Origin of the sequence: Halorubrum amylolyticum, assembly GCF_004114995.1 — an archaeon.
GTDB lineage: Archaea > Halobacteriota > Halobacteria > Halobacteriales > Haloferacaceae > Halorubrum > Halorubrum amylolyticum.
In genome coordinates this window covers 268,458-287,797 of record NZ_SDJP01000001.1, presented here as the reverse complement: position 1 = coordinate 287,797, position 19,340 = coordinate 268,458, and the positions used below count along the sequence as shown (strand labels likewise).

The 19,340-nt window shown below is 67.9% G+C and carries 25 protein-coding genes; 21 read left to right on the top strand and 4 right to left on the bottom strand.

Annotation, left to right across the window (positions count from 1 at the left end):
* From ESO89_RS01335 to secY, 16 genes are read left to right on the top strand one after another with little or no spacing between them, the layout of a single operon-like run.
* Positions 1–459 (top strand): ribonuclease P protein component 1, encoded by a 459-nt coding sequence (locus tag ESO89_RS01335; RefSeq protein WP_128903883.1) that lies wholly within the window; start codon positions 1–3, stop codon positions 457–459.
* A complete protein-coding gene (locus ESO89_RS01330) occupies positions 450–794 on the top strand; it encodes a 30S ribosomal protein S17 (protein WP_004047221.1) in 345 nt (114 codons plus the stop codon). Before ESO89_RS01335 ends, ESO89_RS01330 begins: the two co-directional genes overlap by 10 nt.
* Complete coding sequence (locus ESO89_RS01325; protein ID WP_004597429.1) at positions 794–1,192, top strand: 50S ribosomal protein L14; 399 nt, start codon at positions 794–796, stop codon at positions 1,190–1,192. The genes ESO89_RS01330 and ESO89_RS01325 overlap by 1 nt, the downstream gene beginning before the upstream one ends.
* A 2-nt stretch (positions 1,193–1,194) precedes the next feature.
* A complete protein-coding gene (gene rplX / locus ESO89_RS01320; protein ID WP_128903882.1) occupies positions 1,195–1,551 on the top strand; it encodes a 50S ribosomal protein L24 in 357 nt (118 codons plus the stop codon).
* Positions 1,548–2,270 (top strand): 30S ribosomal protein S4e, encoded by a 723-nt coding sequence (locus ESO89_RS01315; RefSeq protein ID WP_128903881.1) that lies wholly within the window; start codon positions 1,548–1,550, stop codon positions 2,268–2,270. Before rplX ends, ESO89_RS01315 begins: the two co-directional genes overlap by 4 nt.
* On the top strand, positions 2,263–2,787 hold the full coding sequence (locus ESO89_RS01310) for a 50S ribosomal protein L5 (protein ID WP_128903880.1): 525 nt from the start codon (positions 2,263–2,265) through the stop codon (positions 2,785–2,787). The genes ESO89_RS01315 and ESO89_RS01310 overlap by 8 nt, the downstream gene beginning before the upstream one ends.
* Entirely contained in the window at positions 2,784–2,957 is a 174-nt protein-coding gene (locus tag ESO89_RS01305; protein WP_004047216.1) for a 30S ribosomal protein S14, read from the top strand. Before ESO89_RS01310 ends, ESO89_RS01305 begins: the two co-directional genes overlap by 4 nt.
* A 2-nt stretch (positions 2,958–2,959) precedes the next feature.
* The gene (locus ESO89_RS01300; RefSeq protein ID WP_128903879.1) at positions 2,960–3,352 is read left to right on the top strand and encodes a 30S ribosomal protein S8; all 393 of its coding nucleotides are present in this window, start codon (positions 2,960–2,962) and stop codon (positions 3,350–3,352) included.
* Between the two features lie 2 nt (positions 3,353–3,354).
* Positions 3,355–3,888, top strand: coding sequence for a 50S ribosomal protein L6 (locus ESO89_RS01295; RefSeq protein WP_128903878.1), 534 nt, complete (start codon positions 3,355–3,357; stop codon positions 3,886–3,888).
* Between the two features lie 3 nt (positions 3,889–3,891).
* Complete coding sequence (locus ESO89_RS01290; RefSeq protein ID WP_128903877.1) at positions 3,892–4,602, top strand: 50S ribosomal protein L32e; 711 nt, start codon at positions 3,892–3,894, stop codon at positions 4,600–4,602.
* Positions 4,595–5,056 carry a 50S ribosomal protein L19e gene (locus ESO89_RS01285; protein WP_128903876.1) on the top strand — a complete coding sequence of 154 codons (462 nt, stop codon included), beginning with the start codon at positions 4,595–4,597 and terminating at the stop codon, positions 5,054–5,056. Before ESO89_RS01290 ends, ESO89_RS01285 begins: the two co-directional genes overlap by 8 nt.
* Positions 5,056–5,613 carry a 50S ribosomal protein L18 gene (locus ESO89_RS01280; RefSeq protein ID WP_128903875.1) on the top strand — a complete coding sequence of 186 codons (558 nt, stop codon included), beginning with the start codon at positions 5,056–5,058 and terminating at the stop codon, positions 5,611–5,613. Before ESO89_RS01285 ends, ESO89_RS01280 begins: the two co-directional genes overlap by 1 nt.
* A complete protein-coding gene (locus tag ESO89_RS01275; protein WP_128903874.1) occupies positions 5,606–6,253 on the top strand; it encodes a 30S ribosomal protein S5 in 648 nt (215 codons plus the stop codon). Before ESO89_RS01280 ends, ESO89_RS01275 begins: the two co-directional genes overlap by 8 nt.
* The gene (locus ESO89_RS01270; protein ID WP_128903873.1) at positions 6,253–6,717 is read left to right on the top strand and encodes a 50S ribosomal protein L30; all 465 of its coding nucleotides are present in this window, start codon (positions 6,253–6,255) and stop codon (positions 6,715–6,717) included. The genes ESO89_RS01275 and ESO89_RS01270 overlap by 1 nt, the downstream gene beginning before the upstream one ends.
* Complete coding sequence (locus ESO89_RS01265) at positions 6,714–7,211, top strand: uL15m family ribosomal protein (RefSeq protein ID WP_128903872.1); 498 nt, start codon at positions 6,714–6,716, stop codon at positions 7,209–7,211. Before ESO89_RS01270 ends, ESO89_RS01265 begins: the two co-directional genes overlap by 4 nt.
* 3 nt (positions 7,212–7,214) lie before the next feature.
* Positions 7,215–8,693 carry a preprotein translocase subunit SecY gene (gene secY / locus ESO89_RS01260; RefSeq protein WP_128903871.1) on the top strand — a complete coding sequence of 493 codons (1,479 nt, stop codon included), beginning with the start codon at positions 7,215–7,217 and terminating at the stop codon, positions 8,691–8,693.
* 625 nt (positions 8,694–9,318) lie between these two features.
* Here secY and ESO89_RS01255 read toward each other — a convergent pair.
* Entirely contained in the window at positions 9,319–10,029 is a 711-nt protein-coding gene (locus tag ESO89_RS01255) for a hypothetical protein (protein ID WP_128903870.1), read from the bottom strand.
* A gap of 205 nt (positions 10,030–10,234) precedes the next feature.
* On the opposite strand from ESO89_RS01255, the gene ESO89_RS01250 reads away from it, so the two are divergent.
* The 3 genes from ESO89_RS01250 (at position 10,235) to ESO89_RS01240 (ending at position 13,760) form a co-directional block, all read left to right on the top strand.
* Positions 10,235–11,362, top strand: coding sequence for a tRNA (guanine(26)-N(2))-dimethyltransferase (locus tag ESO89_RS01250; RefSeq protein WP_128903869.1), 1,128 nt, complete (start codon positions 10,235–10,237; stop codon positions 11,360–11,362).
* A 78-nt stretch (positions 11,363–11,440) separates the two neighbouring features.
* Positions 11,441–12,757: a YihY/virulence factor BrkB family protein gene (locus tag ESO89_RS01245; RefSeq protein WP_128903868.1), complete on the top strand. Its 1,317-nt coding sequence runs from the start codon at positions 11,441–11,443 to the stop codon at positions 12,755–12,757.
* A gap of 16 nt (positions 12,758–12,773) precedes the next feature.
* On the top strand, positions 12,774–13,760 hold the full coding sequence (locus ESO89_RS01240; protein WP_128903867.1) for a phosphatase PAP2 family protein: 987 nt from the start codon (positions 12,774–12,776) through the stop codon (positions 13,758–13,760).
* A gap of 557 nt (positions 13,761–14,317) precedes the next feature.
* Here ESO89_RS01240 and glnA read toward each other — a convergent pair.
* Positions 14,318–15,685, bottom strand: a complete 1,368-nt coding sequence (gene glnA, locus ESO89_RS01235; protein WP_128903866.1) for a type I glutamate--ammonia ligase — start codon at positions 15,683–15,685, stop codon at positions 14,318–14,320.
* A 126-nt stretch (positions 15,686–15,811) separates the two neighbouring features.
* On the opposite strand from glnA, the gene lrp reads away from it, so the two are divergent.
* A complete protein-coding gene (gene lrp, locus ESO89_RS01230) occupies positions 15,812–16,273 on the top strand; it encodes an HTH-type transcriptional regulator Lrp (protein ID WP_004047126.1) in 462 nt (153 codons plus the stop codon).
* A 38-nt stretch (positions 16,274–16,311) separates the two neighbouring features.
* Here lrp and ESO89_RS01225 read toward each other — a convergent pair whose 3' ends face one another.
* Both ESO89_RS01225 and gap read right to left on the bottom strand, forming a co-directional pair.
* A complete protein-coding gene (locus ESO89_RS01225) occupies positions 16,312–17,535 on the bottom strand; it encodes a phosphoglycerate kinase (protein WP_128903865.1) in 1,224 nt (407 codons plus the stop codon).
* Positions 17,536–17,651: 116 nt separating this feature from the next.
* On the bottom strand, positions 17,652–18,704 hold the full coding sequence (gap, locus tag ESO89_RS01220; RefSeq protein WP_128903864.1) for a type I glyceraldehyde-3-phosphate dehydrogenase: 1,053 nt from the start codon (positions 18,702–18,704) through the stop codon (positions 17,652–17,654).
* Positions 18,705–18,956: 252 nt separating this feature from the next.
* On the opposite strand from gap, the gene ESO89_RS01215 reads away from it, so the two are divergent.
* The gene (locus ESO89_RS01215) at positions 18,957–19,334 is read left to right on the top strand and encodes an Hsp20/alpha crystallin family protein (protein ID WP_128903863.1); all 378 of its coding nucleotides are present in this window, start codon (positions 18,957–18,959) and stop codon (positions 19,332–19,334) included.
* The last annotated feature ends 6 nt before the right edge of the window (positions 19,335–19,340 follow it).

The following is a 19,340-nucleotide window of genomic DNA, read 5'->3' as shown; positions in this document are numbered from 1 at the left end:
ATGATCTCCCCCGACACACTCGTTCGGCACGAACTCGTCGGCCTCCCCGTTCGGGTGGCCGACGCCGACAGCGACGCCTACGTGGGCATCGCCGGTCGCGTGCTGTCCGAGACGTTCGGCACCCTCGTGGTGCGGACGGGATCGGGGGACAAACGCGTGCCCAAGTCGGGCGCGACGTTCGAGTTCGCGGTCGTCGATCGACCGACCGCCCGCACAGATGAAGCCGCCGACGACGGTCAGTCGTCGGGGTCCACGTCCCAACTCGGGTCGGATACTACGGGGGTCCGCCCCCGTCAGTCTGGCCCGTCCGGGTCCACAAGCGTCGTCACCGGTGACGGCGCGGGTCCGGCGAGCCGACGCGGCGAGTGCAAAGACGCGGTCTACGCGACGGTGGATGGCGAGCGGTTACGGTATCGACCCGCCGAACGCACCGAACAAGGTGTCACACAATGGCGATAGGAATCGACGTACCCACGCCTCCGGAGCCAGACAACCCGGAGGATTACGACTACGAGAAGTGCCCGTTTTACGGGCAGCTCTCCGTCCGCGGCCAGACCCGTGAGGGGACGGTCGTGTCGACGGATATGGCAAAGACCGTCATCGTCGAGCGAGAATACGACGTGTTCGTACCGAAATACGATCGGTACATGAAGCGTCGGTCGCGCATCCCGGCCCACGTGCCGGGCGTGCTCGACTCGCTCGAAGTCGGTGACGAAGTGAAAATCGCGGAGACGCGACCGCTCTCGAAGACGAAGTCCCACGTCGTCGTCGAGAACCTGTCGGGTGATCAGTGATGGAGGCGCTCAAGGCCGACGTCACGCAGGGGCTCTCGAAGGGCTCGCTCATCACGTGCGCCGACAACACCGGCGCCCGTGAGCTGAAGGTGATCTCCGTGTCGGGCTACTCCGGCACGAAGAATCGCCACCCGAAGGCAGGTATCGGCGACAAGGTGACCGTCTCGGTCACCAAAGGGACCCCGGAGATGCGGCGGCAGGTGCTGGAGGCGGTCGTCGTCCGCCAGCGCAAGCCGATCCGCCGTCCGGACGGCACGCGCGTGAAGTTCGAGGATAACGCGGCCGTCATCATCGACGACCTCGAGGAGCCGCGGGGCACGGAGATCAAAGGCCCCGTCGCCCGCGAGGTCGCCGAGCGCTTCGGGAGCATCGCCTCGACCGCGACGATGATCGTCTAATCATGACGAAACAGCCACGCAAACAGCGAAAACGGTCGGAGACCGCGCCGCTCCACGAGCGGCAGAACCAGGTCCGGGCCACCCTCACGGAGGAGCTCCGCGAGGAGTACGGCCAGCGGAACGTCCGCGTCAACGCCGGCGACACCGTCGAGGTGCTTCGCGGCGACGCGGCCGGGACGGAGGCGGAAGTCGTCGCCGTCGACCTGTCCGCGGAACGGATCACCGTCGAGGACGTCACCGTCGAGAAGGCGGACGGGGAGGAGGTTCCCCGTCCCATCCCGGCGAGCAACGTCCGGGTGACCGAACTGGACCTGGAAGACGAGCGCCGGGAGGCGCGGCTCCAGGAGGATAACGAATGACGCGACATCAGAAGCGACTGGCAGTACCGAACTCCTGGCCGGTCGAGCGCAAGACGAACACGTTCACCGTCAAGGCCGGCGCCGGCCCGCACGGTGAGGCGGGCGTTCCGCTCGTCGTCCTGCTGCGGGACGTGCTCGGCTACGTCGACTCGACGAAGGAGGCGCGCTACGCGCTGAACAACGACTCGGTCCTCGTCAACGGGGACGCCGTCTCGGACGAGCAGCGTCCGATCGGGATGTTCGACATCCTGGCGTTCCCCGAGCGCGGGGAGTTCTTCCGCGTCTTCCCCGACGAGGGCGGTCGGCTCGCGCTGACCCCCGTCGACGAGGAGGCCGCCGGCAGCCGGCTCGGGAAGATCACGAACAAGTCCGTCGTCCCCGGTAGCGACGCGCAGCTGACGCTCCACGACGGGACGAACGTCCTCGTGGACGCCGACACCGAGTACGACACGAAGGACTCGATCGTCGTCAACAACGAGTCGAAGGAGATCGTCGCCCACTTCGAGTACGAGGAGGGCGCCTTGGTCACCGCCGTCGCCGGCCAGCACGCCGGCCGCATCGGCGAGGTGGCCGACATCGACGTGACGCTCGGCTCCGGCTCGAACACGGTCTTCGTCGGCGACGACGAGGACGGCTACGAGACGGTCGAGGAGTACCTCGTCGTCATCGACGAGAACTTCACCGGCGACGCCGACGAGACGGGTGGTTCGGATGAGTGAATCCGAGAGCGCGTCCCACGAGATGCGCGAGCCGTACCTGGAGAAGGTCGTCGTCCACATGGGCGTCGGGCAGGGCGGTGAGCCGCTCGCGGACGCCGAGGAGATCATCGAGGAGATCACGGGCCAGCAGTCGGTCCGGACCACCTCGAAGCGTACCATCGCCGAGTTCGGGATTCGCAAGGGCGACCCGATCGGCGTCAAGGTGACGCTGCGGGAGGAGGACGCACACGAGTTCCTCGCGACCGCGCTCGACATCGTCGACGTCTCCGAGAGCCAGTTCGACGACACGGGGAACCTGAGCTTCGGGGTCGAGGACCACACCGACTTCCCGAGCCAGGAGTACGACCCGAACATCGGCATCTACGGCCTCGACGTGACGACGACGATCGTCCGTCCCGGCTACCGCGTGTCGAAGCGGGACAAGGCGACCGCCTCGATCCCCGCGAAACACCGGATGACCGTCGAGGACGCGGCCGCGTTCCTCGAAACGAACTTCGACGTTGAGGTAACGGAATGAGCGAAGCGAACAACGACACGGGCGAGCACGCGTCGAAACGTACCGACTCCCGGCACACGTGCCGGCGGTGCGACCGCGAGCAGGGGCTCGTCGGCAAGTACGACATCAACCTCTGCCGGCAGTGTTTCCGCGAGGTCGCCCGAGACATGGGATTCGAGAAGTACAGCTGATCATGACGGGAAACGATCCATTCACCAACGCGCTGGCCGGCATGGACAACGCCGAGAGCGTTGGCCACCTGTCGTACACGGTTGAGCCCGCCTCCAACATCATCGGCTCCGTCCTCGAGGTCCTCTACGACCGCGGGTACGTCGACGGCTTCGAGTACGTCGACGACGGGAAGGCCGGGAAGTTCGAGGTCGAACTGAAAGGAGCGATCAACGAGTGTGGCGCCGTCAAGCCCCGCTACTCCGCGGGTGCCGACGAGTTCGAGAAGTGGGAGAAGCGGTACCTCCCCGCCCGTGACTACGGGACGCTCATCGTCACGACGAGCCACGGCGTCATGAGCCACTACGAGGCCCGCGAACAGGGCATCGGCGGCCAAGTGATCGCATACGTCTACTAACAATGAACAGAGTCGAAATCGAGATTCCGGACGACGTCTCCGCCGAGACCGATCACCTCGAACTCACCGTCGAGGGTTCCAACGGGAGCGTCACGCGACGCCTCTGGTACCCCGACGTCGAGGTCACGATCGAGGACGGTGTCGTCGCGATCGCTTCCGAGAACGAGGACGCGAAGACGAACGCCACGGTCGGCACCTTCGAGAGCCACGTCGCCAACATGATCCACGGCGTCACCGACGGATGGGAGTACACGATGGAAGTGTACTACGCCCACTTCCCGATGCAGGTGACCGTGGAGGGCGACGAGGTCGTCATCGAGAACTTCCTCGGCGAGCGAGCACAGCGACGCACTCCGATCCGCGGGGACACGGACGTACAGATCGACGGCGAGACGGTCATCCTCTCGGGCTCCGACAAGGAGGCCGTCGGGCAGACCGCCGCCGACATCGAACAGCTGACGAAGGTGACCGACAAGGACACGCGCGTCTTCCAAGACGGCGTGTACATCGTCGAGAAGCCCACCGGAGGTGCCTAACCAATGGCCGAAGAACTCGAAGACATCAGCGGTGTCGGTCCCTCGAAGGCGGACGCCCTTCGCGCGGCCGGCTACGAGACGGTCGAGGACGTGAAGGCCGCCTCCCAGTCGGAGCTCTCCGAGGTCGACGGCGTCGGCAACGCGCTCGCGGCGCGTATCAAGGCCGACGTCGGCGGGCTGGAGGTCGACGAGGAGGCGGACGCGGAGATCGAAGACGAGACGGACGAGGAGGAGGCGGCCGACGAGGCCGACGCCGACGAGGACGTCGAGACGGAGCTTCGCCCCCGCGGTCACGCCGACAAGACGCCGGAACTGGACGACGAGACCGCTCGCGCGCTCGCACAGAAGCACCGCGAGGGGAAACCGCAGTTCAACCGGCAGGACTACCACAAGAAAAAGCGCATCCCGACGTCGTGGCGCAAGCCGCGCGGCGGGCTCTCCAAGCAGCGCCGCCGCATGAAGGCGAAGGGTCCCGTCGTCGAGGCGGGGTTCCGCTCGCCGACGGCGGCCCGCGACCTGCACCCGAGCGGCTTCGAGGAGGTCCGCGTGCACAACACGGACGGCCTCGAGGGCGTCGACGGCGACACGCAGGCGGTGCGGATCGCCTCGAAGGTCGGCGGTCGCAAGCGCGAACTGATCGAAGACGAGGCGGAGGAGCGCGGCATCCGCGTGCTGAACCCGACCTACGTCGAAGTGGAGGTCGACGATGAGTGATCTGAAGGCGCAGAAACGGCTCGCAGCGGACGAGCTGGACGTCGGCAAGGACCGCGTCTGGCTCGACCCCGAGGCACAGGAGGAGATCGAGGACGCCATCACGCGAGAGGACGTCCGCGAACTCATCGAACAGGACACCATCCGCGCGGAGGACGCGAAGACGAACTCCCGCGGTCAGGCCCGCGAGCGCGCGGAGAAGCGCTCGTACGGACACAAGTCCGGCGCCGGTACCCGGAAGGGGAAGGCCGGCGCACGACAGAACACGAAAGAGGACTGGAAGGCGCGGATCCGCGCGCAGCGCGCCCGCCTGAAGGAACTCCGCGACGACGAGGACGTGCTCGACGCCAGCGAGTACCGCACGCTCTACAACAAGGCGAGCGGCGGCGAGTTCGAGGACGTCGCGCGGCTGGAGGCGTACATCCAGACGCAGTACGGTTACGAGGTGACGGACTAATGGCGACAGGACCACGATACAAGGTGCCGATGCGGCGCCGCCGCGAGGTCCGGACGGATTACCATCAGAGGTTGCGCCTGCTGAAATCGGGCAAGCCTCGCCTGGTCGCTCGGGTGAGCAACGCTCACGTCAGGGCGCAGCTGGTGACTCCCGGATCTGACGGCGACGAGACCCACGCGGCCGCCTCCAGCGAGGAGCTCGGCGAGTACGGCTGGGACGCCCCCACGGGCAACCTCCCCAGCGCGTACCTCACCGGGTACCTCGCGGGCGCCCGCGCCGTCGACGCCGGCCTCGACGAGGCCGTCCTCGACATCGGGCTCAACACGGCGACGCCCGGCAACAAGACGTTCGCAGTACAGGAAGGAGCGATCGACGCCGGCCTCGAAATCCCGCACAACGACGACGTGCTGGCCGACTGGTCGCGCACGCGTGGCGAGCACATCGCCGCGTACGCCGAACAGCTCGACGAGCCGCTCTACGGCGGCGATTTCGACGCGGCCGACATACCCGAGCACTTCGACGACGTGCTCGCGACAATCCAGGAGGACCATGAGTAGACACAACGACGGCTGGGAACCGCGGACGCGACTCGGCCGCAAGGTACAGAACGGCGACATCTCGTCGATGGAACAGGCGCTCGACTCCGGCCTCCCGATGAAGGAGGCCGAGATCGTCGACCAGCTCCTCCCGGGGCTGGAAGACGAGGTGCTGGACATCAACATGGTCCAGCGCATGACCGACTCCGGCCGCCGCGTGAAGTTCCGCTGCGTGGTCGCCGTGGGCAACCGCGACGGCTACCTCGGCTACGCGCAGGCCCGGGACGATCAGGTCGGCGGCGCCATCCAGAAGGCGATCGACGTCGCGAAGCTGAACATCATCGAGGTCGACCGCGGCTCCGGGTCTTGGGAGGACCAGCCCGGCGGCACGAACTCCCTCACCCGCACGGCCGAGGGGAAGGCCGGCTCCGTCACCGTCGAGATCCAGCCCGCCCCGCAGGGGCTCGGACTGGCCGCGGCGGAGACGGTCCGGAACATCTTGGAGCTCGCCGGCGTCGAGGACGCCTGGACGAACTCCGACGGCAACACCCGTACGACCGTGAACCTCGCGAAGGCGACGTTCAACGCCTTAGAGAACGCGGCGCAGTCCCGCACTCCGCAGCACGCGCGCGAGGTCCACTACGACGAGGTGAGCGAGTGATGCAAGCGATCGTGCAGCTCCGCGGTGACGTGAACCTCGAACACGGCGTCGAGGACACCCTCGACATGCTGAACATCGGGCGCGTCAACCACGCGACGTTCGTCCCCGAGACGGACTCGTACCGCGGCATGGTCACCAAGGTGAACGACGTCGTCGCGTTCGGGGAACCGAGCGTCGACGCGGTCGCGACCACCGTCGCGCGGCGCGGCGAGCCCTTGGAGGGCTCGGCCGACGTCGACGACGAGTGGATCGACGACAACACCGACTACGCCGATCTGGAGGCGCTGGCCGAGGCGCTCGTCGACGAGGAGACGACCCTGCGCGAGCAGGGCCTCTCGCCGACGCTCCGGCTCCACGCCCCCCGCGGCGGCCACGAGGGCATCAAGCACCCCGTGATCGAGGGCGGCGAACTCGGAAAACACAGCACCGAGGAGATCGACGGTCTCCTGGAGGCGATGCGATGACGAGCAAGAAACGTCGACAGCGCGGCTCCCGAACCCACGGCGGCGGAACGCACAAGAACCGGCGCGGCGCCGGTCACCGCGGCGGTCGCGGCGCGGCCGGCCGCGCGAAACACGAATTCCACAACTATGGCCCGCTCGGGAAGTACGGCTTCAAGCGGCCCGAGGGGACGCAGACCGAGGTCCTTGAAGTGACGGTCCAGAAGCTCGACGAGGACGCGGCGCTGTACGCCGCGGAGGGTCTCGCCGAGGAGGACGGCGACGCGTACGTCATCGACGCGCGCGACGTCGTCGAGGACGGCCACGAGGCCGACGTCGTGAAGGTGCTCGGCGGCGGACAGGTCCGTCGCGAGCTCCGCGTCACCGCCGACGCGTTCACGGCGGGCGCGGTCGAACGCATCGAGGACGCCGGCGGCGAGGCGGCGCTCTCCGAGCGCGCCGAGGAGGCGGCCGACGAACCGGAAAGCACTTCCGACGACGAGGGCGACGAGGCGTAACCAATGAGTTGGAAGGAGGTCGCCGAACCGGTGCTCACGCGGATGCCCGTCGTGGAGCGACCCGCGGGTCACGTTCCGTTTAAGCGGAAGCTTATGTGGACGGCCGGCATCCTGATCGTCTACTTCTTCCTGACCAACATCAACCCGTTTGGGTTGGCCGCGGGTCAGGGGACGGACTTCTTCGGGCAGTTCCGTTCGGTGCTCGCCGGGGAGTCCGGATCGCTGCTGCAGGTCGGTATCGGACCGATCGTCACGGCGTCCATCGTGCTGCAACTGCTGGGCGGGGCGAACCTGCTCGGCCTCGACACCGACGACCCGCGTGACCAGGTCCTGTACCAGGGCCTCCAGAAGCTGTTGGTGTTCATCGTCACCGCCGTGACGGCGGCGCCGATGGTGTTCACCGGCGAGTTCCTTCCAGCGGACGAGGCGGTCGCGGGAGCGCTCGGTATCAGCACGTTCGGCGTCGAGCTGCTGATATTCGCGCAGATATTCGTCGGCGGCATCCTCATCCTGTTCATGGACGAGATCGTGAGCAAGTGGGGGGTCGGCTCCGGCGTCGGGCTGTTCATCATCGCGGCGGTGAGCCAGCAGATCGTCGGCGGGTTCTTCAGCTTCTCGGCGCTCGGCACGTCCGGCTTCTTCGCGAGCTGGTACGGCATCATCGTCGGCGACGTGCCGGTGTCGCTGTCGCCGTTCACGGCCGAGGGACTCCAGAATCTGCTGTTCGATCCCGGAAACATCTTGGCGCTTTTCACCACGCTGTTCATCTTCGGGATCGTCGTGTACGCGGAGTCGGTCCGCGTCGAGATCCCGCTGTCGCACGCGCGGGTGAAGGGCGCTCGCGGACGCTTCCCGGTGAAGCTCGTCTACGCGTCCGTCCTGCCGATGATCCTCGTTCGCGCGCTGCAGGCGAACATCCAGTTCCTCGGGCAGCTCCTCTCCTCGCAGTGGGCGGGGATGCCCGGGTGGCTCGGCGTCTACAGCAACCAGGGACAGCCCATATCCGGGCTGTTCTACTACCTGAACCCGATTCAGGCCCGGACGGAGTGGATGTGGTTCCTCGGCGAGATCCCGGCGTCGGTCGAGCCGTGGATGATCGCGGTCCGGCTGGCGATCGACCTCGCGTTCATGATCGTCGGCGGCGCCGTCTTCGCCGTCTTCTGGGTGGAAACGACGGGGATGGGGCCGGAGTCGACCGCGGAGCAGATCCAGAGCTCCGGGATGCAGATCCCCGGCTTCCGCCGGAACCCGCAGGTCGTCGAGAAGGTGATGGAACGGTACATCCCGCAGGTGACCGTCATCGGCGGCGCCCTCGTCGGGCTGCTCGCCGTGATGGCGAACCTGCTCGGCACCATCGGTCAGGTCTCCGGAACCGGACTGCTGCTGGCGGTCTCCATCACGTACAAGCTGTACGAGGAGATCGCGGAAGAGCAGCTGATGGAGATGCACCCGATGATGCGCCAGATGTTCGGGAACGAGTAACGAACATTTGTAGAACGGCGTTCGTTCCCTCCCACGGCCCTTTCGGGCCGATTCACCGCTCCAGTAGTTGACTATCTCTCAGCGGTAGCGCCAACCAAAGGGCGCAATCCGGGGTGACGAGCGGATACCACTCGCGTCCGGATCGCCCCGCTCGGCTCGGCTGAACGGGGAGCCTTCGAAATCCACTCGCGAGCGCCGCGTCGCGAGCGCCTTCCGCGCTGATCTCACCGCGGAAACAGCGTCGGTCGCGGCGGATGCGCGTTTCCTGTCGCGCACGCACGACGAGGGGGCGTCGCACAGCCGAAGCTGGATCGCGGGATCGCGGAGGCGAAGCGGAGCGCTCCGAGGGCGGACGGGCGGACCTCGAGAAGCGGGGACCGGGGGTCCGGGCGAGCCCGCGTCGGGCGCAGCGGCCCGCGGGTCGCGTGCGTGAAACCAGCGGGGCGCCGCGAGCGTCCCCCTATCCAAGAGAACAGGTGCGACGCCCCGCTGCGGGCTCACTCGATCCTCGGCGTCGGTCCGTACTAAGTGTTGTGACTGCGTGCCGTGCGAGACCGAAGGGAGAGCCGCGGCGGGACCGGGGCGCGACGACACGCCGAGCGACAGGATGCGTGAAGCGGTTCGGTCACGCGTCCTCGCTGCCGCCGGACGCCTTCTCGCCGACGGTCTCTTCGACGGTCTTCTCCACCGTCTCTTCGACTTTCTCGCCGACGGTCTCTTCGACGGTCTTCTCCACCGTCTCTTCGACCTTCTCGCCGACGGTCTCCTCCACCGTCTCTTCGACCTTCGCACCGACCGTCTCCTCGACGGTCTCTTCGACTTTCTCGCCGACGGTCTCTTCGACGGTCTTCTCCACAGTCTCTTCGACTTTCTCACCGACCGTCTCTTCGACCTTCGCACCGACCGTCTCTTCGACCGTTCCGGTGACCTCCTCGCTGACGGTGTCGGTGACCTCGTCTGCGACCTCGCTGACCTCCTTGTTGACCGTGTCGCCGACCGTCTTCTCGACTTCCTTGCTGACCGTCTCGCCCACGGTCTTTTCCACCTCCTTGCTGACGGTGTCGCCGACGCTCTTCTCGACCTCCTTGTTGACGGTCTCGCCCACGCTCTTCTCGACCTCTTTGCCGACCTGATCGGCGACCTCGCGGGTCATCCAGTCCGGGTCGAACCGGGCCATCTTCCAGACGACGTGGACGACGTAGGAGGCGAACACCCCGATCCCGAACGCCACCCCGATGTCGTTCACTTCGAGCGTCGCGATGAGGACGATCGATAAGGCGATCAGCGCGCCGTAGGCGATGTCGGTGATCGCGTCGACGCGGGCGGGACTCACCATGTCTCATCCGCCTCCGAGACCGTGACGCGTCCGCGGGTCGCTCCGTCGCCGATGTCCGTTCGCCGGCTCCGCGTGGTAATCATTCGTATACTCCCATTTCCGCGCTGACGGGCTAAAACTCCCGCTTCGCGGCGGCACCGGTCGCGTGACCGCGTCGCGCGGCGCGGAGCGGGGTCCTTTTGTGGCGGATGGCCGAACGCGGGGTATGGACATCGAGGAGGGCGGTCTCACCGTCTCCGTTCCGGAGGCCCGCGACGGGGCCAGCGAAGGCACCGGCGGCGGGGTCTTCTTCAACCCCACGCAGGAGCTGAACCGCGACGTGACCGTCGCGGTGCTGCGCGCGTACCGCGACCGCGAGCCGCGCGCGGCGTCGTACCTCGACGCGATGGCGGCCTCCGGGGTCCGGGGCGTCCGCGCCGCCGCCGAGGGGTACGACGTCACCTGCGCCGACGTGGACCCCGATGCGGTCGAGCTGGCCGCCGAGAACCTCGCCGCGAACGGTCTGGACGGCGAGACCGCTCACCGCGACGTCAACGCCCTGCTGTACGAGAACGTCTTCGACGTGGTGGACCTAGACCCCTACGGGACGCCGATCCCCTTTGCGGACGCCGCGCTGGCGAACGCGCGCAATCTCGTCTGCGTCACCGCGACCGACACCGCGCCCCTCTGTGGCGCCCACCTGAACAGCGGGATCCGCAAGTACGGCGCGGTCCCGCGCAACACCGACTACCACCCCGAGATGGGGCTCCGGACGCTGATCTCCGCGCTGGTCCGGACCGCCGCGCGCTACGACAAGGCGGCCCGCCCGATCGTCTCGCACGTCTCGCGCCACTACGCGCGGACCTACCTCGAACTGGAGTCGGGCGCGCAGGCGGCCGACGACTGTATCGGCGAACTCGGATACGTCGACGGCTGCGAGGACTGCCTCTGGCGCGAGCCGACCCAGAGGCTGATCGCGGACCCCGTCGACGACTGCCCCGTCTGCGGGAGCGACCGCGTGCTCACCGCCGGCCCGCTCTGGCTCGGTCCCGTCGCGGACGCGGAGTTCACGCGGGCGGTCCGCGAGCGCGTCACCGACGACATGGGGGAGGCGAAGCGCGCCCGGAAGCTGCTCGGAACCGTCGCTCGCGAGCTCGACACGCCCACGCACTACGATCAGCACCGCCTGTACAAGGAGTGGGGAGAGGCCGCGATCGGGATGGACGAGTTCGTCGAGCGCCTGCGAGGGGCCGGCCACGAGGCGAGCCGCGCGCACTACCGCGGCACGGCGGTCAAGAGCACGGCGTCGATCCCCGCAATGCGCGAGGCGGTCCTCGGCGACGACGCGGCCTGACGGCTCGGCGCTCTCCTCCCCCGACCGCTTCCACCCGCACCCGTCCCGTTTTTGTCGCCGTCGTCCGAACCCGCGGGCGTGTCCCGTCACTCGACCACCGCGCTCGGAACCGCCCGTCACGTCGTCGACACCGCGCTCGACCGGCAGGTGACGTTTCTCGCCGCCGCCATCGCCTACTACGCGTTCGTCTCGCTGATCCCCGCGCTGCTCCTGCTCGTCGTCGTCGCCAGCGCGGTCTTCGGCGAGACGATCGCCGCCGAGCTGGTCGCCGCCACCGGTAACTTTCTCACGCCCGCCGGCGAGGAGGCCGTCGTCGCCGCAGTCTCCTCCGCCGGCGGGCGGACGGGGGCGAGCGTGCTCGGGGTGGCGGTGTTGCTCTGGTCGACGCTGAAGGTGTTCCGCGGGCTCGACACGGCCTTCGTCGAGCTGTACGGTGTCGAGGGGTCGCCGGACTTCCTCAAGCAGGTCACCGACGCCGCCTCGGTCGTGCTCGGCGTGGGGGTCGGGATCGCGGTGATGGCCGCCGTCGGCGCGTTCGTCGCGGCCGCGGACGCGGTTCCCCTCGTGGAGGCCGCGAGCGTCCTCGCGCTCCCCGCCTTCCTCGCCGTCGTCTTCCTCCCGATGTACTACCTCCTACCCCAGCCCGCGATCGGGGTCAGCGAGGCGCTTCCGGGGGCCGTTTTCGCCGCCGTCGGCTGGACGCTGCTGCAGGCCGGCTTCCAGGTGTACGCCGCGAGCGCCGGGCAGTACCAGGTGTACGGCGTGATCGGCGGGATCTTGCTGCTCGTCACGTGGCTGTACCTCGCCGCCGTCGTCGTCGTGGTCGGCGGCGTCGTCAACGTCGTCCTCGCGGGGCGGGGAAGAGCGTCCCCCGCGAGCGGCGTCGGCCTCGCGGGCGGGATCGCCGTCCCCGACGACGGCGCGGACCGGCAGTTACAACACGACCGCGACCGACCCACGGGTATGAACGGTGAGTCGGACGGCGCGGGCGACGCCGGCGACGAGGAACGCCCGGCGGGCGCGCCGGACGTGGCGGCGCTCCAGGAGGAGGTGAGCCGGCTGCGGGCGGAGTTCGACGCGTTCGAGGACGACGTCGAGCGGCGCACCGTCGACAAGCCGGCCGTCGAGTCGGAGCTGAAGCGGTACGTCCGGTCACGGATGCGGCGCGGCCACGCCCGCGGCTGGGGACCGTACCTCGTGCTTCTGTACGGCACGGTGCTGACACTCGGCGCGTTCTCGTTCCTCAACGAAGGTTACGCCATCGCCGCGATGCTCATCCTCGGGCTGTCGACGCTCGGGCTGTACACTCTCTTTATCATCGTCGGCATCGGCCTCAACCTGCTCGAAACGCCCGGCAAAGCGCTCGATTACGCCCGCGATCGGGGCGACGACTAATCCGACTGATCGACTCGTGACAGGATTCGTCACCGCCGAACGCGGGATCGGCGAGATCGTCCTCGTCGACGCGCTCCCGGAAGTCGTCGTCGTCGCGTTCGCCGCCGTCACCCACCTCGCGGACCCGTGGTTTTTGTTCGGGCTGCTGGCGGTCGGCTACTGGTTCGCGAGCGACCGGCTCGCGGCCGCGCCGCGCCGCGCCGGCGCGACCGCGATCGCGGCCGTCACCTGCGCGTACGCCGCCACGGCGCTCGGGAAGGCGTGGTTCGCGGTTCCCCGCCCGCCCGGCGCGGCCGGTCCCGCGGACGTGCCGACGTGGCTCCCCGGCCTGCTGTCGGCGTGGTACGAGGCGCAGGTGCTCTCGGACGGCTTCGGCTTCCCGAGCGGCCACGCCACCGGCGGCGCGGCGGCGTACCTCGCGTTAGCGCTCGTGTACGACCGGGCGTGGACCGCGCGGAAGCGGCTCCTCGGGGGGGTCGCGGTCGCCCTCGCGGTCGCGGCCTCGCGGATCGTCATCGAGGTCCACTACCTCGTCGACGTGCTCGCGGGACTGGTCGTCGGGGGCGGTGTCGTCCTCGGCGCGCTGTGGCTCGCGGGCGACCCGCGGGTCTGGCGGGGCGGGAGTGGGTCTCACTCCCGCGGCGCCACCGCCGCGCTCGATCCCACGCTGCCCTTCCTGTTGGCGACGGTCGTCTCGCTCGGCGCGCTGACCGTCGCCGTCGCGAACGGGCACACCGGCGAGGTGGTCGAGGCGGGGATCGGGATCGCCACCGGCGCCGGCGGCGCGATCGGCTGGCGGCTCGTCGACGGCGACGAGCCCGCGATCCCGGTCCGGATCGCGGTCCCCGCGCTCGCCGTCACCGGGGGGCTCTGGGTGAGCGCGTACGCGCTCTCGGGGGCGTTCGCGGTCACGCTGGCCGCGACGACCGCCGCCGTGGTCGCGGTCGTCGCGCTGCCGGCGCTGCCCGAACGGGTCGAGGCGCTGTCGGCGGCCCGGGACTGAAGCGGGGCGACGAACGGTCATCGCGATCGGTGGCGGGAGTGAGTGTTGCAGTTCGTCGGCGACGATGAGATATTTAAACGCGTTTGAGCGAGGGCGATGGTCGCTTATAAACGGCTGTGCGGTGGCGCGTGCCGACGAGCGCCCGCAGGGCACGAGTCGCACGCGCGAGGGAGTCAGTCGCCATAGGCGACTGACGAGGCTGGGGAGGTGTGAGGTGCGGTTGCGGTGCTGTACGGGTGGGACTCAAAGGGGTAGTCGCCGGCGGCGGAGCCGCCGGCTGCCAGAGGCGCGAAGCGCCTCGCGGCTGGGGCTTTGGAGACCTTCACCGCAGAGCCGTCGATAACCGATAAACAGCCGACAGCGACACTGCTCGATCACTTATAAATAACCGACCCGCCACAGTGATTCACGTACTCCCGCTATCGATCGTTCGTCAGGTTCAGGTGCTCGTCGGGGACGAACCGGCGACACTCAAAAAATACGCGGAAAAGTGAAACCGGACGACGCGAGAGCCGCGAGAGTCGGGAGAGACCGAAAAGCCGAGCCGCGCCGTCGCCTCAGAACGTCTCCAGGTAGCGGTCCTCCTCCCACTGCGACACCTGAGTGAGGTACTCGCTGAACTCCTGGGACTTGGCCTCGGCGAACTTCTCGGAGGTGTGCGGACCGAGCGCCTCCTGCAGCACCTCGTCGGCCTCCAGCTCCTCGACGGCGGCGCCGAGGTTCGGCGGCAGCGTCTCGATGCCGTACTCCTCGCGCTTCTCGTCGTCGAACTCGTAGATGTCCTCGCGGACCGGGTCGCCGGGGTCGGCGCCCGTCTTGATCCCGTCGAGGCCGGCCGCGATCATCGACGCCAGACCGATGTAGGGGTTACAGGACGGGTCGGGACTGCGGACCTCGAACCGGGCGGAGACGCCCGCGGCGTCGGGGACGCGGACGAGCGCCGAGCGGTTCGTGTCGGACCACGCGACGTAGATGGGCGCCTCGTAGCCGGGCACGAGGCGCTTGTAGGAGTTCACGGTCGGGTTGGTGACGGCCGTGAACGCGGGGGCGTGGTTCAGGATGCCGCCCATGAACTGGTAGGCCGTCTCGCTCAGGTTGAACTCGTCCGAGTCGTCGGCGAAGGCGTTGCCGTCCTCGTCGAACAGCGAGATGTGGCTGTGCATCCCCGAGCCGTTGATGTCGGCGATCGGCTTGGGCATGAACGTCGCGTGCAGGTCGTGCTGTGCCGCGACCGCGCGGACGACGGCGCGGAACGTCGCGATGTTGTCCGCGGCCGTGAGCGCGTCGTCGTACTTGAAGTTGATCTCGTGTTGCCCCTCGGCGACCTCGTGGTGGGACGCCTCGATCTCGAAGCCCATCTCTTCGAGGGTGAAGATGATCTCCTTGCGCACGTCGGACGCGAGGTCCTTCGGCGCCAGATCGAAGTACCCGCCGTTGTCGTGGGGAATCGTCGTCGCGTTCCCGTCCTCGTCAGTCTTGAACAGGAAGAACTCCGGTTCCGGTCCGATCGAAACCGTGTATCCCATGTCGTCGGCCTCTGAGAGGACGCTCTTCAGCACCTGGCGCGGGCCGCCCTCGAACGGCTCTCCCTCCGTGGTGACGATGTCGCAGATGAGTCGCGCGGCCGCGGAGCCGTCCTCGCCGCTGCGCCACGGGAGCACGGCGAACGTGTCGGGGTCCGGGACGAGCCGCATGTCCGACTCCTGAATCCGCACGAATCCCTCGATGGAGGAGCCGTCGAAGTAGATACCCTCGGTGAACGCCTTCTCCGCCTGGTGGGCGGGCACGGAGACGTTCTTCACGACGCCGAGGATGTCGGTGAACTGGAGCCGCAGGAAATCGACGTTCTCCTCTTCGATCTCGTCGAGTACCGCCTGTTCTTCGGCTGTGAGGCCGCCGTCCGGTTTCGCGTGTTCGTCCGTCATGTTCTGGACGGTACATTCGTTATCTGCCAGTATAAAGGCCTTATCGCTTGGCGCATGAACCGCCAGTCGCGCAAAAATGCTGGACGTTCGTAAAATTATAAACCCCTGGCGACGTGGATAGGTGTGATGACGTACGAAAACCTCGACGCGAAGCTCGTCAACTCCCTTCTCAGCAACGGGCGGGCGAGTCTCAGGAGCCTCGGCGACGAGCTCGACGTATCGGTGACGACGGTGTCGAATCACCTCCGCGATCTCGAAGACGAGGGCGTGATCCGGGGGTACACGCCCATCGTCGACTACGACAAGCTCGGCTACGACGTGACCGCGGTGCTCCAGCTCAAGGTCGAGGGGAGCGCGCTCCCCGACGTGACCGAGAAGCTCCGGCAGGAGAAACAGATGGTGAGCGTCTACGAGGTCACCGGCGATTACGACGTGATCGCCATCGGGAAGTTCACCGACACGGACGGGATGAACGAACAGATCAAGTCGATCCTCACCGACGCCGATATCCGCGAGTCGAACACCAGCGTCGTCCTCAACCCCGTCACGGAAAACGAGCAGTTCGACCTCGACCTCAACGAGGAGTAGTCGCCCGCAAGCCCGCCCTCCTTCGCGTTCCGTCTGTCCTACTGTTCCGCAGCCGCCGCCTCCAGGACTTCCACGGCCGGCAGCGGCTCGCCCGTCAGCGCGCGGATGTACGCCCCGCCCGCGATGGAGACGTGCGAGAAGTCGCCCTCGTCGAGCCCGTACATCTCGATCGCCCGCGAGGTGTCGCCGCCGCCGACCACCGAGAAACAGTCGGTGTCGGCGATCGCTTCGAGCACGCCGACCGTCCCGTCCGCGAACCGCTCGTCCTCGAAGACGCCGAGCGCGCCCTTCACGAACACCGCGTCGGACTCGCGGATCGGCGGCTCGTAGGCCGCCACCGTCTCCGAGCCCACGTCGAGGTACCCCGACGTCTTCTCGCCGATGTCGTCGACGGCGACCTCGGCGCGGTCGCCGTCTGGACCCTCGTATGCGAGGTCGGTCGCGAGCCGGATCGCGTCGCCGCGCTCGTCAAGCACCGACTCGATCAGCTCTCGGTTCTGCTCCCACTGCTCGTCGAACAGGTCCATCTCCCCAATGTCGTGGCCGACCGGGTGACCCGCGGCGCGCAGGAACAGTTCGCCGGCGACGCCGCCGAGCAGGAAGCGGTCGACCCGGTCGTCCAAGGCGTCCATCACGCCGATCACGTCGGTCGCCTTGGTGCCGCCGACGACCATCGTCACCGGCCCGTCGAACTCGCGGGTCGCGATGGCGGTGTTGGCCTCGTACTCCGTCTCCATCACGCGGCCCGCGTACGAAGGGAGGACGAGCGGGAACCCGACCAGCGAGGCGTGTTTGCGATGGGCCGCGGAGTAGGCGTCGTTGACGTACGCGTCGAAGTGCGGCGCCAAGGTCCGTACGAACTCCGTCTCGGCCTTCTCCTCGGGCGACTCCTCGGGAAGCTCGTCGTCGCACATCCGGGTGTTCTCTAAGAGGAGCACCTTGCCCGCGCCGAGCGCGTCGATGGCTTCCAGCGCCTCGTCGCCGTAGGTGTCGGCCACGAACGCCACGTCGCGGTCGACGTGGTCGGCGAGGACCGCGGCGTGGCCCGCGAGCGACGTGAAGTCGTCGCGGCCGGGGCGGCCCTGGTGGGCCATGAGTACGACGCGGTGTCCCGCCTCGGCGAGCTCGCGGACGGTCTCCGCGTGGCGCTCGAACCGGCGGTTGTCTTGCGGTGCTCCGTCCTCGATCGGGGAGTTGAGGTCGAGCCGAACGAGGACGCGCGAGTCTGCCGGGAGGTCGTCGATGGTGTCGAACGTGGACATGGGTGAACGGTCGTCGATGAGGTATTTAACGAATGGTTCTCCGGGGGAACGTTGCCGCCGGGGGTGTCGCTATTCGTCCGTCAGCCGCCGTCAGGCGCTTGCGCCCGATCGGCCGCTTACGCCTCGTCCTGCACGTACGCGGCCATGTCGAGCATCCGGTTCGAGAAGCCGTACTCGTTGTCGTACCAGGTGAGGATCTTCAGGAGCTTCCCGCCGGCGATGACGTTCGTCGACTGCAGGTCGACGTAGCTGGAGAAGGGGAGGCCGGCGATGTCGCTGGAGACGACCTCGTCGTCGGTGTAGCCTAAAACGCCCGCGAGCGGGCCGGAGTCGGCGGCCTCGCGGAACGCCGCGTTCACATCCTCCTCGGTGACGGGCTCGTCGAGGCTGACGACGAACTCGGTGATCGAGCCGGACGGGACCGGGACGCGCATCGCCATCCCGTCGATCTTCCCCTCCAGCTGCGGGAGGACCTCCTGGGCGGCGCCCGCGGCGCCCGTCGAGGTCGGCACGATGTTCTCGGCGGCCGCGCGCCCGCGGCGGGTCTTCGCCTTCGGGCCGTCGATGAGGCTCTGGGAGCCGGTGTACGCGTGGACGGTGGTGAGGGTGCCGGCGTCGATGCCGAACTCCGCGTCGAGCACCTTCGCGACCGGCGTGATGGAGTTGGTCGTACAGGAGGCGTTCGAGATCACGTCGTCGCCGTCGTACTCGTCGTGGTTGACGCCGTAGACGAGCTGTTTGACCGGCTTCTCGCCCTTCGGGGGCGCCGAGATGATCACGGTGTCCGCGCCGCCGTCGAGATGCGCGCTCGCGTCCTCGCGGGTGCGGAAGACGCCCGTACACTCTAAGGCCACGTCGACATCGAGCTCGTCCCACGGGAGGTCCGCGGGGTCCTGCACGTTGTACAGGTCCACCGCGGTGCCGCCGATCGTGAGCGCGTCGCCATCGCGCTCGACGCCGTCGAGCCGGCCCATGACGGTGTCGTACTTCGCGAGGTACGCCATGTCGTCGAAGTCCATCACGTCGTTGATCCCGACGAGCTCGATCCGCGGCGACTCCAGCACCGCCCGGAACACGTTCCGCCCGATCCGACCGAACCCGTTGAGGCCCACCCGGACGATCTCGTCGTCGCTCACGTCGTCGCCTGCGGCGAGATATGATTTACTCATGTCCGAAAAAAGCGAGCCCAGATACTTAAATCCGACCGAGTCGCCGCGAGACGGTCACTATCGTTCGATTTTGTTACGGACGGTCGGTTTTTGCTCGGCGTCCCGCCGCTTCCAATTTCGAGCGATCGATCGGACGCCCGAGAGAACGAGGGCTGAGCGCCAGCACCTCCGCATACCGCCCGCACGACCCCGAGCGGCGGCGAAGACGGTCGTGGACAGAAGGCTTATCGGGATCACCACCTCACATGAGACATGGACAGAGACGACCGTGACGATCCGTTCGGAGACTTCTTCGAGGAGATCGAACGGATGATGAACGAGATGGCCAACGGGAACCCCGGAAGCGAGGACGCCGGCTTCGGCTCGGCGACGCATGTGGACGCGTACACGACCGACGACGGGGTCCGACTCGTCGCCGACCTCCCGGCCGTCTCGAAAGACGAGCTCTCCCTGCAGTGCGACGGGGAGGCGCTCACCATCTCCGCGGCGTCCGATCGGCGAGAGTACGACGAGACCATCGATCTTCCCGTTCCGGTCGACGAGCACTCGGCGGACGCGACGTTCAACAACGGCGTGTTGGAGGTCGCGTTCGACCGCGACGACGACTCCGCGTCGATCGACCTCGCGTAGTCGCCG